The 15,161-nt window shown below is 42.8% G+C and carries 17 protein-coding genes; all 17 read left to right on the forward strand.

Annotated features, from left to right (window positions below; translation table 11 throughout):
* The coding region (locus G586_RS22620) for a VirD4-like conjugal transfer protein, CD1115 family (RefSeq protein WP_035773053.1) at positions 1-1,010 on the forward strand (1,010 nt) is incomplete at its 5' end.
* Between the two features lie 246 nt (positions 1,011-1,256).
* Entirely contained in the window at positions 1,257-1,469 is a 213-nt protein-coding gene (locus G586_RS0110695; RefSeq protein WP_026527757.1) for a Maff2 family mobile element protein, read from the forward strand.
* 110 nt (positions 1,470-1,579) lie between these two features.
* Complete coding sequence (locus G586_RS0110700; RefSeq protein ID WP_026527758.1) at positions 1,580-2,446, forward strand: VirB6/TrbL-like conjugal transfer protein, CD1112 family; 867 nt, start codon at positions 1,580-1,582, stop codon at positions 2,444-2,446.
* Between the two features lie 24 nt (positions 2,447-2,470).
* Positions 2,471-2,854: a PrgI family protein gene (locus G586_RS0110705; RefSeq protein WP_026527759.1), complete on the forward strand. Its 384-nt coding sequence runs from the start codon at positions 2,471-2,473 to the stop codon at positions 2,852-2,854.
* 22 nt (positions 2,855-2,876) lie between these two features.
* Complete coding sequence (locus tag G586_RS0110710; protein ID WP_026527760.1) at positions 2,877-5,282, forward strand: VirB4-like conjugal transfer ATPase, CD1110 family; 2,406 nt, start codon at positions 2,877-2,879, stop codon at positions 5,280-5,282.
* A gap of 17 nt (positions 5,283-5,299) precedes the next feature.
* Positions 5,300-7,174 carry a C40 family peptidase gene (locus G586_RS24925; protein ID WP_051204725.1) on the forward strand — a complete coding sequence of 625 codons (1,875 nt, stop codon included), beginning with the start codon at positions 5,300-5,302 and terminating at the stop codon, positions 7,172-7,174.
* Between the two features lie 22 nt (positions 7,175-7,196).
* Positions 7,197-7,547 (forward strand): DUF4315 family protein, encoded by a 351-nt coding sequence (locus G586_RS0110720; RefSeq protein ID WP_026527761.1) that lies wholly within the window; start codon positions 7,197-7,199, stop codon positions 7,545-7,547.
* Positions 7,534-8,349 carry a DUF4366 domain-containing protein gene (locus G586_RS22630; protein ID WP_051204726.1) on the forward strand — a complete coding sequence of 272 codons (816 nt, stop codon included), beginning with the start codon at positions 7,534-7,536 and terminating at the stop codon, positions 8,347-8,349. The genes G586_RS0110720 and G586_RS22630 overlap by 14 nt, the downstream gene beginning before the upstream one ends.
* On the forward strand, positions 8,349-8,891 hold the full coding sequence (locus G586_RS0110730) for a hypothetical protein (RefSeq protein WP_026527762.1): 543 nt from the start codon (positions 8,349-8,351) through the stop codon (positions 8,889-8,891). Before G586_RS22630 ends, G586_RS0110730 begins: the two co-directional genes overlap by 1 nt.
* Before the next feature lie 103 nt (positions 8,892-8,994).
* Positions 8,995-10,146: an ArdC-like ssDNA-binding domain-containing protein gene (locus G586_RS22635; protein WP_051204727.1), complete on the forward strand. Its 1,152-nt coding sequence runs from the start codon at positions 8,995-8,997 to the stop codon at positions 10,144-10,146.
* Complete coding sequence (locus tag G586_RS0110745; protein WP_026527763.1) at positions 10,147-10,650, forward strand: topoisomerase DNA-binding C4 zinc finger domain-containing protein; 504 nt, start codon at positions 10,147-10,149, stop codon at positions 10,648-10,650. It abuts the gene before it with no gap.
* A gap of 7 nt (positions 10,651-10,657) precedes the next feature.
* On the forward strand, positions 10,658-10,984 hold the full coding sequence (locus G586_RS0110750; RefSeq protein WP_026527764.1) for a hypothetical protein: 327 nt from the start codon (positions 10,658-10,660) through the stop codon (positions 10,982-10,984).
* A gap of 1 nt (position 10,985) precedes the next feature.
* A complete protein-coding gene (locus tag G586_RS0110755) occupies positions 10,986-11,318 on the forward strand; it encodes a plasmid mobilization protein (protein ID WP_026527765.1) in 333 nt (110 codons plus the stop codon).
* 7 nt (positions 11,319-11,325) lie between these two features.
* Positions 11,326-12,708 (forward strand): relaxase/mobilization nuclease domain-containing protein, encoded by a 1,383-nt coding sequence (locus tag G586_RS0110760; RefSeq protein ID WP_026527766.1) that lies wholly within the window; start codon positions 11,326-11,328, stop codon positions 12,706-12,708.
* Between the two features lie 324 nt (positions 12,709-13,032).
* A complete protein-coding gene (locus tag G586_RS0110765; RefSeq protein ID WP_026527767.1) occupies positions 13,033-13,584 on the forward strand; it encodes a hypothetical protein in 552 nt (183 codons plus the stop codon).
* 451 nt (positions 13,585-14,035) lie between these two features.
* A complete protein-coding gene (locus G586_RS0110770; protein WP_026527768.1) occupies positions 14,036-14,257 on the forward strand; it encodes a helix-turn-helix domain-containing protein in 222 nt (73 codons plus the stop codon).
* Positions 14,257-15,135 carry a DUF4007 family protein gene (locus G586_RS0110775; protein ID WP_026527769.1) on the forward strand — a complete coding sequence of 293 codons (879 nt, stop codon included), beginning with the start codon at positions 14,257-14,259 and terminating at the stop codon, positions 15,133-15,135. The genes G586_RS0110770 and G586_RS0110775 overlap by 1 nt, the downstream gene beginning before the upstream one ends.
* Positions 15,136-15,161 lie beyond the last annotated feature (26 nt).

Here is a 15,161-nt window from a genome sequence, read left to right on the forward strand (position 1 = left end):
ATACAGCACTTATCGGTCTCATATATTATGAGGCTCCTGAAGAGGAGAGGAATTTCAACACTCTTGTTGAGATGATCAATTCCATGGAGATAAGGGAAGATGATGAATCATTTAAAAATGCAGTGGATATCTTGTTTGAAAAACTTGCTGAGAAAAATCCGGATCACTTTGCGGTAAGGCAGTATGCAAAATATCGCCTTGCAGCAGGCAAGACCGCGAAATCCATCCTTGTGAGCTGCGGTGCGAGACTTGCTCCTTTTGATATTCCGCAGGTCAGGGAGATTATGGAATATGATGAGCTGGAGCTTGATACGATAGGAGATAAGAAGACAATTCTGTTCCTTATCATGTCAGATACGGACCCAACGTTTAACTTCATGGTGTCGATGATCTATTCACAGCTTTTCAATATCTTATGTGAAAAGGCGGATGACGTATATCATGGAAGATTACCGGTTCATGTCCGCTGCCTTATAGATGAGGCAGCGAATATTGGTCAGATCCCTAACCTGGAGAAACTCATGGCGACTATCAGAAGCCGTGAGATATCAGCAGCGCTGGTACTTCAGGCAAAGTCACAGCTTAAGGCAATATACAAGGATAACGCAGAGACAATCTGTGCTAACTGTGATTCGCAGATATTCCTAGGTGGTACTGAGCAGTCAACTCTTAAGGATCTGAATGCCCTTCTTGGCAAGGAAACCATCGATATGTACAACACCGGTGAATCCCGCGGTACATCGCAGAGCTACAACATGAACTACCAGAAGCTGGGGCATGATCTCATGAGCATAGATGAGCTTGCAGTTATGGATGGTTCCAAATGTATCGTGCAGGTGAGAGGCGTAAGACCTTTCCTGTCAGACAAATACGACCTTACACAGCATCCGAATTTCAAATATACAGCGGATGCAGATAAGAAGAACTGGTTTGATGTTGAGAAATTCTTAGACCACAAGCTGGTTCTGAAGGAAGATGATGAGTATGAAGTCATCGAAGTAGAAGAATAATATTTGGTAAGAGGCTTGCGGAAATGTCAATAAAAGGCATATCCATAGAGCTTTTTATATTGCCCCCAAAATGGGCAGACATGGCCATGTATCCGGAGTCAGTCGACGGGCTTCGGAAAGTAACTATCAACCGGCACCTCAGTAACACGAGAGGTGTCGCTACCTAAAAACAATTATTAGAAAGGAGAAGAATCCGGTTAACGGTATTTAGGTAATAAATACACGATATCAGATTCAAGAGTTATCATGGGATTTTTTCAGAGCTCAGTGAGCACATTAGAGACTATCGTTGTTGCCCTTGGCGCAGGCCTTGGTGTATGGGGAGGTATTAACCTTCTTGAAGGATATGGCAATGACAATCCCGGGGCCAAGTCACAGGGAATGAAGCAGCTGATGGCAGGTGGAGGTGTTGCCCTCATCGGTACAACAGTTGTTCCGCTTCTTGCCAACCTTCTCTAATCAGCACCGGAGAAAATTACAACTTCATATAGTAACCATAAGGGACTGGCATGAGACTTTTTCATGACCAGTCCCTGTTATAACAAAGAGAATAATACAGGAGAAGGATATTGGAAGCAGTACTTGAACAGATTGAGGAGCATTTAAAGGAGCTGATAATTCCGTACCTTATGCAGTGTCTGTCAGAAATGTTTAACTGTGTGAATACCACAGTCGGAGGCATTGCTGCGGATGTTGGGCAGACGCCTTCAGCATTTTCGCCCTCAGTTTTTAGCATGATCAAAACTATATCCGAAACTGTCATAATGCCCATTGCGGGCATAATCCTGACTTTTGTGGCCTGTTATGAACTTGTGCAGCTGATCATCAGCTACAACAACCTGGCAAATTTCGAGACCTGGTTCATATTCAAATGGGTGTTCAAGACAGCAATTGCTGTAGAGCTTATCACCCACACATGGGATTTTTCCATGGCGGTATTTGATGTGGCGCAGCATGTTGTGGCGGGTGCCGGTGGAGTGATCGGTGCTTCAACAGCAATAGATGCATCAGCACTTGCAGGGATGCAGTCAACCATTGAGGCTATGGATATCATGAGCATCCTTGGGTTATTCATCCAGATAGCAATAGTGAACCTGTTTACACAGCTTTCAGCAGAGATCATAAATATCATAGTGATAGCGAGAATGATCGAGATATACATGTATGTTTCAATGGCACCTATTCCGTTTGCAACCTTTGGAAACAAGGAACACGGCAGCATCGGAATACATTATGTAAAGAGTCTGTTTGCGCTTGGTTTCCAGGGATTCCTCATCATGATATGTGTTGGAATTTATGCAGTGCTCATCACATCGGTGGCATTTACAACTGATATCGTCGGATCGATCTGGATGGCACTTGGATACACACTGCTTCTTGGATTTTCATTATTCAAGACAAGCACAGTAAGCAAAGCAATACTTAATGCGATTTAAACAGGCAGGGAAGAAGGGAGACATATGGCAGCTTCATATATCAGTGTCCCGAGGGACTTAACAAAGGTAAAGAGTAAGATCATTTTCAATCTTACAAAACGACAGCTCATATGCTTTTTGGTGGCGGCGCTCATAGGAGTCCCGTCATTTTTTCTTATAAAAAGCGTGGCTGAGGTAAATGTGGCAGTGATGGGGATGATGGTGATAATGATGCCTATCTTCTTCTTTGCCATGTATGAAAAGAACGGACGGCCTTTGGAAGTATACCTGGGGCATTTTATACAGGCTATTTTCATAAGGCCTAAGAAACGTCCGTATAAAACGGATAATTATTATGCAGCCCTGATGAGGCAGGCAGAAGCAGAAAGGAAGGTGGAAGAGATTGTTCGTACTTCCATGGAAAAATAAAAAAGAGACCAGGGAGTTTGACATGCCGGAAGGCCTGTCAAAACGTGAGCAGAAAGAGATAAAGCAGATCATAAAGAACGCGCAGAAAAATGATGGGACGCCAAGGACAGCGCAGCAGACGCTTCCTTTTGAGAGGATGTTCCAGGACGGGATATGCAGAGTCGGAAGTGATTATTACACCAAGACGATACAGTTCCAGGATATCAACTATCAGCTTGCACAGCAGGAGGATAAGACAGAAATCTTCGAGGAGTGGTGCAGCTTTCTGAATTTCTTCGACAGTTCCGTGCATTTCGAGCTTTCATTTATGAATTTTGCAACAGAGATTGGGGATTTTGAAAAGAAGATCCGCATAGAGCATCAGGAGGACAGATTCAATGATGTCCGTGATGAGTATTCGGGTATCCTGCTTAAAAACATGGAAGCGGGTAATAATGGTCTGACCAAGACAAAGTACATTACTTTCGGAATCCATGCTGATTCAATGAAATCTGCAAAGCCAAGACTGGTGCATATCGAGATGGATATCCTTAATAACTTCAAGAGACTGGGTGTCCTGGCACATACCATGAATGGATATGAGAGACTTGAGCTCATGCATAAGCAGCTCCATATTGGGGATAATGCAAAATTCCACTTCGACTGGAAATACCTTGTGAAGTCAGGGCTTTCAGTAAAGGATTTCATAGCACCGAGTTCATTTGAGTTTCCCACCGGCAGGTATTTTAAGATGGGAGATACCTGGTGTGCCATGAGCTTTTTGTCTGTGGATGCATCGGATATCAGTGACAGGATGCTGGCAGATTTCCTGGGAATGGAATCAAGTCAGATCGTTACCATGCACCTTCATTCAGTGGATCAGAATGAAGCGATTAAAACTGTAAAACACACGATCACAGAGCTTGACCGTTCCAAAATTGAGGAGCAGAAGAAGGCAGTAAGAGCAGGTTATGACATGGATGTGCTACCGTCAGACCTTGTGACTTATGGCAGGGATGCAAAGGAACTTCTTAAGGAACTTCAGCAGCAGAACGAGAGAATGTTCCTCATGACTTTCCTTATCATGAATACGGGAAAAACGAAGCAGGAATTGGAAAACAATATATTCCAGACATCATCCATAGCTCAGAAACACAGCTGTAACCTGGTGCGTCTGGACTATCAGCAGGAGCAGGGGCTTGTGAGTACATTGCCTCTTGCCTACAACGAGGTGGATATCCAGCGTGGTATGACAACTTCAAGTACAGCTATCTTCGTGCCATTCACAACGCAGGAGCTTTTCCAGGATCACAGGGGTGCCTTGTATTATGGCTTAAATGCGCTTTCCAACAACCTTATCATGGTTGACAGAAAGCTCCTGAAGAACCCTAATGGCTTGATACTTGGTACACCCGGTTCCGGTAAGTCTTTTGCAGCAAAGAGGGAGATTGCAAACTCATTCATGGTTACGGATGATGACATAATCATCTGTGATCCTGAGTCCGAGTACCGGGCAATGGTGGAATACCTTGGAGGTCAGGTCATCAGAATAAGCCCGACATCGGACCAGTATATAAATCCAATGGATATCAACATGAACTATTCCGAGGATGATAACCCTATCATGCTGAAGGCGGACTTTATCCTGTCGCTTTGCGAGCTCATCATGGGTTCAAAGGATGGACTTAAGCCTGCAGAGAAAACGGTCATCGACAGATGTGTGCGCATTGTCTACAGGAAATATCTTGAGGATCCCTGCGAGGAGAACATTCCTATATTGGAGGATCTCTATAATGAACTCTTAAAGCAGGATGAGCCTGAAGCTAAGTTTGTGGCAACTGCACTTGAAATCTATGTAAGTGGTTCACTCAATGTTTTTAATCACCGCACAAATGTTGATATCAATAACAGAATCGTCTGCTTTGATATCAAGGATCTTGGTAAGCAGCTTAAGAAGATAGGAATGCTTATCGTAGAGGACCAGGTATGGGGCAGAGTTTCCGGAAACAGGGCGATGGGAAGATCCACCAGATATTATATTGATGAGATGCATCTGCTCCTACGTGAAGAACAGACAGCCGCTTATACAGTTGAGATCTGGAAGCGATTCAGAAAGTGGGGCGGTATGCCGACAGGTATAACCCAGAACATCAAGGATCTGCTTGCTTCACGCGAAGTTGAGAATATCTTTGAGAATTCAGATTTTATCCTTATGCTGAACCAGGCGGTGGGTGACAGATCGATACTTGCAAGACAGCTGAACATAAGTCCGCATCAGCTCTCGTATGTAACACATTCGGGAGAAGGTGAAGGGCTTATTTTTTATGGAAACGTGATACTGCCCTTCGTGGACAGATTCCCGAAGGAGAGCATGCTCTATAAGGTCATCAGTACCAAATTCATAGAGAGTGCAGAGAACAAGGCTGATACGGAGAAAGTATCAGCCTGATCAGATGGAGAAGAGCGATGAATGAAAGCATATATGGATCAGGAGATTCCAAGAATACGGGGACAACCCAATACGGAGATGATACCGGCAGAACAAAATCCCTTGGGAGCAAGCTGAAAAACAAGGATACAGCAAGGAAATATTACGGTGAGATGCTCCGGGGAGAGAGAACTACCAAGGAACTGGAACCTGAGGAAGCAAGACGAAGGGCGAAGATACGAGCTAAGCACCATAAAAAAGTGAAGCAGCAGACTGTGAGCGCTGAGAAGGAAAGGCAGACGAACACAGCAAAAAGAGAATCCCAGCAGCAGGATGTGAGGGATACGATCAGAAGTGAAGAACTGAAATCCACAAGGATACAGAATAAGAAAGCGGCTGAGAATTCGGAGTACAGTTTTCGGAATAGCTCAGCGCTATCCGGAGTTGCTGATACGGCAAACGTCATATCCAAAGGTGCCGGTATCGGAGCATACATGACCGGAGTAGCAGGGAATGATCAGGATGAAGGTTATGTTGCTGAGGAAGCACTTGAGACAGGCGGATATGTTGCCAGCGGTGCTGTGAGTTCAGTAACGCAGAAGGTTAAGAGCAGTAAATACGGAAATAAACTCCATCAGAGAGAACTTAGTGGTGGCGGATCCGAGGCAGAGGTTAAGGAAAGACTTCGAAAAGAAATGCAGAAGAGAGCAGCGGCAAAGCGTGCAGCAGCTGCAGAGAATTCAGGCTTTTTTGGAAAACGGCTGACGGATGAATCAACTGACCTTACAGGACTTCTGGCAGAAAGAACCAGGGAGATGGCTGAAGAACATCCCATCATAGCTATAATCATCCTGCTTCTTCTTATAGTAGTGCTCATGTTTGCAGTGCTTGCAGGAACCTTCGGAATGATAGGTGGAAACAACGGAGATATAGCAGTTATCACAACCTACACAGCGGAGGATGAGGAAATACTTGCCGTGGAAGATGACTACAAAGAACTGGAAGCAGGACTTCAGGATAATCTGAATAACTTGGATACTACCGGTTATGATGAGGTCAATTACTATGTTGATGAAGTTGGGCATAATCCATACCAGCTTGCAGCGATACTCACTGTTATGTTTGAGAATTATACCAGGGAAGAGGTTCAGGGTATGCTGCAGACCATCTTCAACCTTCAGTATGAGTTTTACACGGAAGAAGTCGAAGAGACCAGGCAGCATGAAGTCGAGTATTCCGGAGTTACATGGGTCGAGGATTCATCGCACGAGGATGGAGGTTACTGGCAGCCATACAGCTATACCGTAACTGAGGACTATCAGTATTACATCCTGAATGTGTATCTGATAAACCATACCCTTGATGAAGTTGTTGAGGAGCTTGGTTTTACTGAGGACGAGATGATCAGGTACAAGGTTCTCCTTGAGACCTTCGGAAACAAAAAGTATCTTTTCGGTGAGGATGACTATTATAACACTCCCGATGATCATCCAGGCGATGATGACCATTATCATGTCCCAGGAGAATACCTTACCGATGAACAGTTTGCGAGGATGCTCCATGAAGCGGAGAGTCATCTGGGAACTCCTTATGTCTGGGGAGGTTACAGTCCATCAGGATTTGACTGCTCAGGATTTGTAAGCTGGGTAATCAATCACTGCGGTAATGGATGGAATGTCGGAAGACAGACTGCGAACGGCCTTCGAGCCATAACAGATTATGTTTCACCGGCGGATGCAAAGCCCGGAGACCTTATCTTTTTCCATGGAACTTATGATACTGCTGGCTGCAGTCATGTAGGGATTTATGTAGGGAACGGGATGATGATCCATGCAGGTAATCCTGTTAAGTATTCATCCATCAACACACCATACTGGCAGGCACATTTTGATTCGTTTGGAAGGATCAGGTAATGAAGATTATCAGGAGGATTTTATGTTTGAGAGATTGAACCGTTTCAGGGCAGAGCGTGAGAGGATATTGCCCAAATATGAGGAGTACAAAAGGAAGCTTGAGGATGTTGATGCCAGGATCCATGAAGAGGAAGTGACCGAGATCCTTGGAATAGTAAACAGGGTTGAGATGACACCTGAACAGCTTGCAGAATTCCTTGGCGTTAAGGATGACGATAAGAAGCCTGTGCCAAAGAGTAAGAAGGCGGAAGCATCAAAGGATACTAAAGCTGAAAAGGAAGCTGGCGACAGATCAAAGGATGATGCTACGGAGAGCTTATCAGCAGAAAAAGAAAACAAATATACGGAGGATGTGTTAAATGAGATTTTTTAATTCAATAGGTACAAGGGTAAAGGCTCTTGGAATTTCGGTGGCTCTCTGCGGGTCACTTTTTTGTTGCAGTCCTGTGACAGCATTTGCAGGAGGTCCTGACTGTTCATGTGAGACAAAGTGCACGGAGGATCATATTGATCCTGACTGCCCTATCTGCCAGGCGGATTATCGAAACTGCCAGGGCAAAGATCCTGAGGTAGAGGAAAAGTGGGGACCGCTCACACCTGATGGCAACATGGAACTCGTTGATGACTACGGCAGCATCGAAGCTGGTGGTAAGCAGTTCATCACAGTCATGACAAAGAACGGCAACTATTTTTATATCATCATCGACCGTGATGATGATGGCAACGAAAAGGTCCATTTCCTGAATATGGTTGATGAGTCAGATCTGTTATCGCTCATGGATGAGGATCAGGTCAGCGAGTATATCAAAGTAACAGGGATTGGGTCAAAGGAAGAGAAGGTAGAGGAGCCTGCACCGGTTGTGACTCCTGAGTCGGAACCTGTAGAGGAACCTGAACCGGAGCCTGAAGTAGAGGAAAAGAAGCCTGTAAATGTAAATGGGATCATGGCACTTATACTGATCGTTGCACTCGGAGGTGCTGCAGGATTCATGTATTACACATCAACAAAGAATTCAAAGAAGAAAAGCACATTGCCTGACCCTGATGAGGATTACGAGGATGAGGATTATCTGAGCAGCTTTGATGACGACGATGTGGTAAGTCTCGATGATGAAGACGAGGGCATCCGTGAGGAGCTGCCAGTGACAGATAAGGAAGATAAGGAGGAAGTGTGATGGTAAGAAAAGAAGCTTTTTCTAAGGAATCTTTGAAGAAGATCTTAAAAGACCTGTTCGGCCTCATTGAATATGACCAGTGGATGAACGGATTTAGTGATGAGGAGTATGACAAATATCTTGAGGAAGATGATGATGTGATCATCAATGCACTTTCCGACAGATATGTGGATGCCATGTATCCCAAAATCAACAAATGCTGTGAGGAATATATTCCGGATATGGAGGGACACATTGCAGACATGGAGCTTTCCGGAACAGAGCTTTTCTATTGCCCTGCCATAAAAGTGTATGACGATGTCGAGGCTTATTACTACGATAGTGGCATGGAACTCTGGGATATAAACGAAGTATATCTCCTGGCTGACGGGGATGTTGTACTTGTGCAGAGCATAAAAATCGAGATCGGTAACTTCGAGCTGGTCTACAGAAATGAGAGGGCGACTCTGAAAAACAGAGAAGACTTCTATTTTGATGAGGTCAGCTTATTTGAGAATCTGGAAGCTATAGGCGAAGGAACTGTAATGGAGGAGAACGAGTGATGGCACGTAAATCCAGATATATTGCTTATGTGAAAAAGGCAAAGGAAGTAAAGAGAAAGGAGCCTGCAAAGGCTCCTGGAATCCGTAAGGGCGAGGAAAATTGATGAATGAAAATAATAATTCCAGCAGGGAAGATCAGCGAAATATTGCTGAAGAGAAACTAAAGGAGCTGACAGACAAGCTTGAAGATGGTGTCAAGGCAGTCAGGAACAGTGATGAATTCAAAAGCCTTATCACAACCATGGCGAAGTTCCCACACTACTCACTGAACAACTGCATGCTCATAGCTATGCAGAGGCCGGATGCAACTTTATGTCAGAGCTATGGAGCCTGGAAGAAGATGGGGCGTTATGTCCGTAAGGGCGAAAAGGGAATCCGTGTCATAGCACCTGCACCATATACCATTGAGAAGGAAGTGGATAAGCTCGATGCCAATGGAAAGGTGATTCTTGATAAGGATGGCGAACCTGTTAAGGAAAAGAAGGAACTGAACCTTATGAGCTTCAAGGCAGAGAGCACTTTTGATATCTCGCAGACTGAAGGTAAAGACCTTCCGAGGCTCGGAGTTGATGAGCTTGTTGGGGAAGTCGATAAGTATGAAATGCTGATGGGAGTACTGAGGGAGATAAGCCCTGTGCCAATAGGATTTGAAAACATCCAGAGCGGTGCTAAGGGATATTACCATGTGGAGGATAAAAGGATTGCAATCCAGGTAGGAATGAGCGAACTGCAGACACTTAAGACCTGCCTGCATGAAGTTACTCATGCAATGCTCCATGCGGAGGCTGGTAATGATATCAGTAGAAAACGTAAGGAGCTGGAAGCTGAAGGAACAGCAGCAGTAGTCCTGAGTTTCTTTAACTATGATACGAGCGATTACAGTCATCCGTATCTGGCTTCATATACTACTGATGACACATTAAAAGAGTTCAAGGAATCCCTTGGAACAATCAGGAAGACTTCAGCAAAAATCATAAGGGCTGTTGAAGAAAAACTTAAGGAACATGAACAGTCCATGGAAAAGGAACAGCCCGTGGAAAAGATGCAGGAGCAGAATGCTGAGGATATCGTTGCTGATGACTCACAGGAATATGCCAACGTCGGCAGAAGGATACTTGGGACTGTGAGGATACTTCCGGACGGTGAAGGCGGAAGCAGACCATCACTTTTGGATAAGCTCCGGATTGAAAGAGACAGGCTTAGCAAGAGCAGTTTTGGAAATAATGCAGTTAATGAAAAGGGGGTAAGGATCTAAATGGGAATAGCAGATGACGATGGATGGATTAACTCCGAAGATTATGATGGCGATATTCCATTTTTAAGTGATGAGGAAAATGCAGAGAACGCAAGAAAGAGAGCCGAAAAAGCAAAGGAATCAGCTTATAACGATGAGCTTCCATTCCCCTGTGATTTTGAAGATGACGGAGAACCGATCGATGTTCCAAAGACAGCGGATGTGATAGGTGATTGTCCTGTATGTGGCAGCCATATTGTTGACAGAGAGAAAGCATACTCCTGCAGCAATTATGACTGCCGCTTTGCATTATGGAAGGACAACAAGTTTTTCCAGGCAATCGGAAAAGAAATGACAAAGGCCATTGCTGAGGAGCTTCTCACCTGTGGAACAGTGAAGCTTGATCATTGTAAGTCCAGAAAGACAGGTAACTCTTTTAACTGCTATGTGGATATAACGGCAGATGAGGAAGGCAGGGCACAGTATGTAATCCGATTTCCCGAAAGGAAGCGCGGAGGGGAGTGATGATGCTATGGAAAAAGTAACAGGAACACCTATTGAGAAGTGGAATGATGTCACCGGTACGCATGAAAGATTTCCACAGGAACTTGATCCCAATACAGTTGGGAATGTCAGAAGAGGTCTGGAGGATCAGATTGAGCAGAATGATAACAGTCTCGATGGCATCATCAACAATGTAAAAAATGAGGAAAATCATCCTGAGAGGTTTCGTGATGATAACGGTAACGGAATACCAGATGAAGAGGAGAAGAAATCCCTATTGGAAAAGCTCCATGAATGCAAGCCGGAAGAAGAGGAAAGAGTCCGCAGGTTCATCGCTCCGGAGCTGATGCTGTGATATGAAGAAAACTGACACGCAGATCCTGATAAAGATATCAAAAAGCGATAAGGAAAAGATCAGGGAACGAATGGAATCCATGGGAGTAAGGAATCTCAGCGCATTCATGAGGAAGATGGCAATTGATGGATACATCATAAACCTCGACCTTTCGGATGTGAAGGAAGTGGTCCGTCTCCTTAAGATCAACAGCAATAACCTCAACCAGTATGCGAAGAAAGCAAACCAGACCGGGAACATATATCTTGAGAACATAAAGGAACTTCAGAGACAGCAGGATGAAATCTGGGAAGCGGTGAAGGCAATCCTTGTGAGATTATCAAATATTTATTGAGGTATCTATGGCAGCGACAAGACTTATTCCAATGCATATCAGTAAGGGCTGGTCACTAAAGGACAGTATCAAGGCCAAGACTGATTATGCAGAGAATCCTGAAAAAACAAATGACAAAGAATATGTTTCATCATATGCATGTTCTCCTCAGGCAGCAGCCGAGGAATTTCTTTTGTCCTATACGGAATATGAAAAGCATGCCCGGAGAAAATATGACCATGAGGTAATCGCTTATCAGATAAGACAGTCCTTTAAACCTGGTGAGATAACTCCTGAAGAAGCAAACAGGGTTGGATATGAGACTGCCATGAGATTTACAAAAGGCAAACATGCTTTTATTGTTGCAACTCATACTGACAGGGCTCATATCCATAACCATGTGGTGTTCTGCGCATCGGATATCTCAAATACAAAGAAGTTCAAAAACTTTTTCCTCTCAGCATTTGCTCTGCAGAGGGTGAGTGACTTGGTATGCCTGGAGCACGGATTGTCTGTTATAAAACCAAGACCATATAGCGAGAGGGAGAAGCGCACAGTTTATCCTAAAAGAGAATCCTTCAGGGATGACATCCGCATGGCAATAGATGTAGCTCTCTCAAAGAGACCCAAAGATTTTGACGAATTCCTGTTGGAATTACAGAAACAGGGATATGAAATTAAGCGCGGTAAGCATACTGCAGTCAGAGGGAAAAATCAGAAGAGGTTCATAAGGCTTAGGTCTCTTGGAGATGGTTATACAGAAAAATCCATAAGGGAAAAACTTGGCGGTATTGAAAAAGGAAAAGCTCCTTCATATAAGGATGAAGATTTTGATCTTCTCCTGAATCTTCAGGACGTTGTTGCAAAGGGCAAAGGCCCGGGCTATGAGATGTGGGCCAAGAAGTTCAATGTGAAAAACGTCATGAAGGCGATTCTGTTTTTACAGGAAAATGGAGTCAGGTCCTATGAAGAGCTTGCGGAAAAAACTGAGACTGCTGCAAAAAGATTTGATGATATAAATTCGGAGATCAAAGGCGCAGAGAAAAGAATGCAGGAGATCACGGATTTAAGGAATCATATATTCAACTATTCCAAGACCAAAGAGACTTATGTGAACTACCGGAAGAGCGGCTACAGCAAAAAATACTTTGCAGAGCACAGGGAAGATATCATGAAGCATAAGGAGGCAAAGGAAGCATTTGAAAAACTTGGCTCAAAGAAACTTCCGACAGTGCAGGAGTTGAATACAGAATTTCAGGAGCTTCTTACAAAAAAGAAAGCTGCCTATAAAGAATACAATGAAGCAAAGGACAGCATGACGAAGTACCAGATAGCAAAATACGATATCGATAAGATCCTGGGTATCGGAGAAGAAAATCAGAAGGATCATAATAAAGAAAAAACACGATAAGTGTTTAATCCAAACGGGGTACCATTATCAAATAGTGGTGCCCCTCTTTTTTTATTTCTTGGAATTTCTATGCCATATTCTTGGCAACATTTCATTTAGCGCCCGAAGGGTGCGTGGCCAGATTGAAAATCTGTCAAAGGGGGATTGGGGAACGCCCCAACAAGCCGCCTCGGTATATACTGAGGCATTGCTTGCGAACTAGTGAACTCCCCGAAGGGGGATGGGGGGGAAGAAGAACATTGTAAAAAGGGTTTGTGCTATCATGTATTAAAAAATTCAGAAGTTAGACAGAATGTTTTCGGATGATGACAAGGGGAATTGCTTATGATTACTTTTATTATGAATAATTGGCTTCTGTTTCTTGCAGCAGGAACAATCATCCTGCCGGTGTTCACACTTACAGGTGTGCGCTTGAACATGCCAATGTACAGAAAGATCCAATACTATGGAATCATATTTGCAATCTGGGTTATTGTATCTGGGATTGGACTTACAGGTGCGATACTCATTGCAGTAAGGTTCGGAATGAGAAAGCCACTTTTGATTTCGGTGCTGGTTATAGCGGTAACACTTTTTGTGATTATTTGGATTCTTAGTTATGCCAGAAGGAAAAGCGGTCATGAGAATAAAAGCATTTTGAAAAAGGGTATGGAGTCAGGCTGCTTCCAGGAACTGATGATGATGTGCAGTGAAAAGAAAGTAGATAGGGAGTCTGATGCCTTCAAGAAACTGAAACTCACCGAGAAGGAAATCGCATACATTGAAGCACATGGTCCAAGAGTTGTTGAAGCATTTATGGATCTGCAGAGGATGGCGATGCATATGTCAGAAGAGGATATAGCGCATATAAGAGAGCGGAAGAATAAAAAGAAATGATAGATATAAATTACCGGAGAGGTGTGATGAAAATACATCGACCTTTTCGGTTTTTTTGTTTCTTGCATAGGTTTCATGCATATTTTTATTTGTTTATTTGTTTAAAATAGCTGTCATTTTTATGGGACTCGTGATATGGCATTATAGGTTATAGCAGTATAAATAGGATTCAGAAAGTGGCTAAAAAAATATGTACGGCTAATGTACGAATGTTTGCTGAATGTGTAGTACGTGTACGAATTTACGGTTTATAAATTTCACTTTACGGTAGTGATGTTTATGATGGCTAAGATTGAATTAATGTATAAAAAGTTCATCTTTAACTATCTAAAGATGAACGTGACTATGACTTGTGCTAGTGATATAATGAAACTCGGCATGAAATTGAACTAAAGTTCGGATGAGTATTACTAGCGATACATTAATAATTGACATAGTGAAAGGCAAAAAAATGGCTATTTCGTACAATGGATTATGGAAATTACTAATTGACAAAAATATGTATAAGAAAGATTTAGCGGCAGAGTTAAATATTAGTTCAGCGACTATGGCAAAAATGGGAAAAGGAGAAAATGTCTCCTTAGAAGTATTGCAGAAAATATGCGAATACTTGGATTGCAATATAGGAGACATTATGAGCTTTGAAAAAGACAATAAGGAAGGTAATAACTAATGGTTATAAACAAACATGGCAGTTTTTACTTGAGAAGTGGTTGGGGAACAAAAATAATCGATTCTGTATCCGAACATCCAGGAATATTTTCTCCTGCTAATGAACAAGCAGCTATAGATAACATTGGGCTTGGACGAATAATGATTAAAGCACTTCGGTACTGGGCCGGTGCTACTGGTTTATGTACAGAGACAAAAGTAAACTCAGAGATAATTCTTCAGCCTACAAAAGAATTTGAAACAATAGAAAAGAATGACAAGTACTTTCAAAGAAATCAATCATTATTATTGTTGCATCGAAATTTGGCAAAGAATGTTGATGAAGCAACAGCATGGTATTGGCTTTTTAACGAGTGGAAGCAGGATGAAATAGATAAAGAGACGTTCGTTGATGCATTCCATCCTTTCTTATCAATAAATGGTATGTCTGTTAAGCAAAATGCGGTTGAGAAGGAATATAACTGCTTAAGGAGTACATATATTACAGATAAGACTTTTGATTTACAGACAATAATGGATGAGGATACGTATCCATTTTTTGGCCCGCTTCATATTCTTCAGCAAGATGGAAAAAAGATTAAAAAGAGACATCTTTCAAAGGCGGATATTTCTGCAGAATTGCTTATATATTCGATTGCTATGGATAACACAGAAGATGGCATAATAAGCGGAAAGCAGATCAGTATTGATAAACTTGTTGAGGAAAAGAAACAGGTGGGCAAGTATTACACTTTGAGTTATTCAAAGATGATAGAGATTCTTTTGGAGGCCGAAAACAAAGGATACATCCGGTTATATAACAATTTCGGTAATAGGATAGTAGAATTTTTGAACTTAACATGTGATGAGTTATTAGACAGACTATACGAGAGTAGGTAAATATACAATGAAATATTCAAAATTGG

The organism is Butyrivibrio sp. VCD2006, from assembly GCF_000423925.1.
Taxonomy (GTDB): Bacteria; Bacillota; Clostridia; order Lachnospirales; family Lachnospiraceae; genus Butyrivibrio.

Coding starts and splice junctions, on each gene's coding strand:
- G586_RS0110695 (WP_026527757.1), top strand. CDS start 1,257: ATGGGATTTTTTCAGAGCTCAGTGAGCACATTAGAGACTATCGTTGTT.
- G586_RS0110770 (WP_026527768.1), top strand. CDS start 14,036: ATGGCTATTTCGTACAATGGATTATGGAAATTACTAATTGACAAAAAT.
- G586_RS0110760 (WP_026527766.1), top strand. CDS start 11,326: ATGGCAGCGACAAGACTTATTCCAATGCATATCAGTAAGGGCTGGTCA.
- G586_RS0110720 (WP_026527761.1), top strand. CDS start 7,197: ATGTTTGAGAGATTGAACCGTTTCAGGGCAGAGCGTGAGAGGATATTG.
- G586_RS24925 (WP_051204725.1), top strand. CDS start 5,300: ATGAATGAAAGCATATATGGATCAGGAGATTCCAAGAATACGGGGACA.
- G586_RS0110710 (WP_026527760.1), top strand. CDS start 2,877: ATGCCGGAAGGCCTGTCAAAACGTGAGCAGAAAGAGATAAAGCAGATC.
- G586_RS0110755 (WP_026527765.1), top strand. CDS start 10,986: ATGAAGAAAACTGACACGCAGATCCTGATAAAGATATCAAAAAGCGAT.
- G586_RS0110765 (WP_026527767.1), top strand. CDS start 13,033: ATGATTACTTTTATTATGAATAATTGGCTTCTGTTTCTTGCAGCAGGA.
- G586_RS0110745 (WP_026527763.1), top strand. CDS start 10,147: ATGGGAATAGCAGATGACGATGGATGGATTAACTCCGAAGATTATGAT.
- G586_RS0110750 (WP_026527764.1), top strand. CDS start 10,658: ATGGAAAAAGTAACAGGAACACCTATTGAGAAGTGGAATGATGTCACC.
- G586_RS22635 (WP_051204727.1), top strand. CDS start 8,995: ATGAATGAAAATAATAATTCCAGCAGGGAAGATCAGCGAAATATTGCT.
- G586_RS0110730 (WP_026527762.1), top strand. CDS start 8,349: ATGGTAAGAAAAGAAGCTTTTTCTAAGGAATCTTTGAAGAAGATCTTA.
- G586_RS22630 (WP_051204726.1), top strand. CDS start 7,534: ATGAGATTTTTTAATTCAATAGGTACAAGGGTAAAGGCTCTTGGAATT.
- G586_RS0110775 (WP_026527769.1), top strand. CDS start 14,257: ATGGTTATAAACAAACATGGCAGTTTTTACTTGAGAAGTGGTTGGGGA.
- G586_RS0110705 (WP_026527759.1), top strand. CDS start 2,471: ATGGCAGCTTCATATATCAGTGTCCCGAGGGACTTAACAAAGGTAAAG.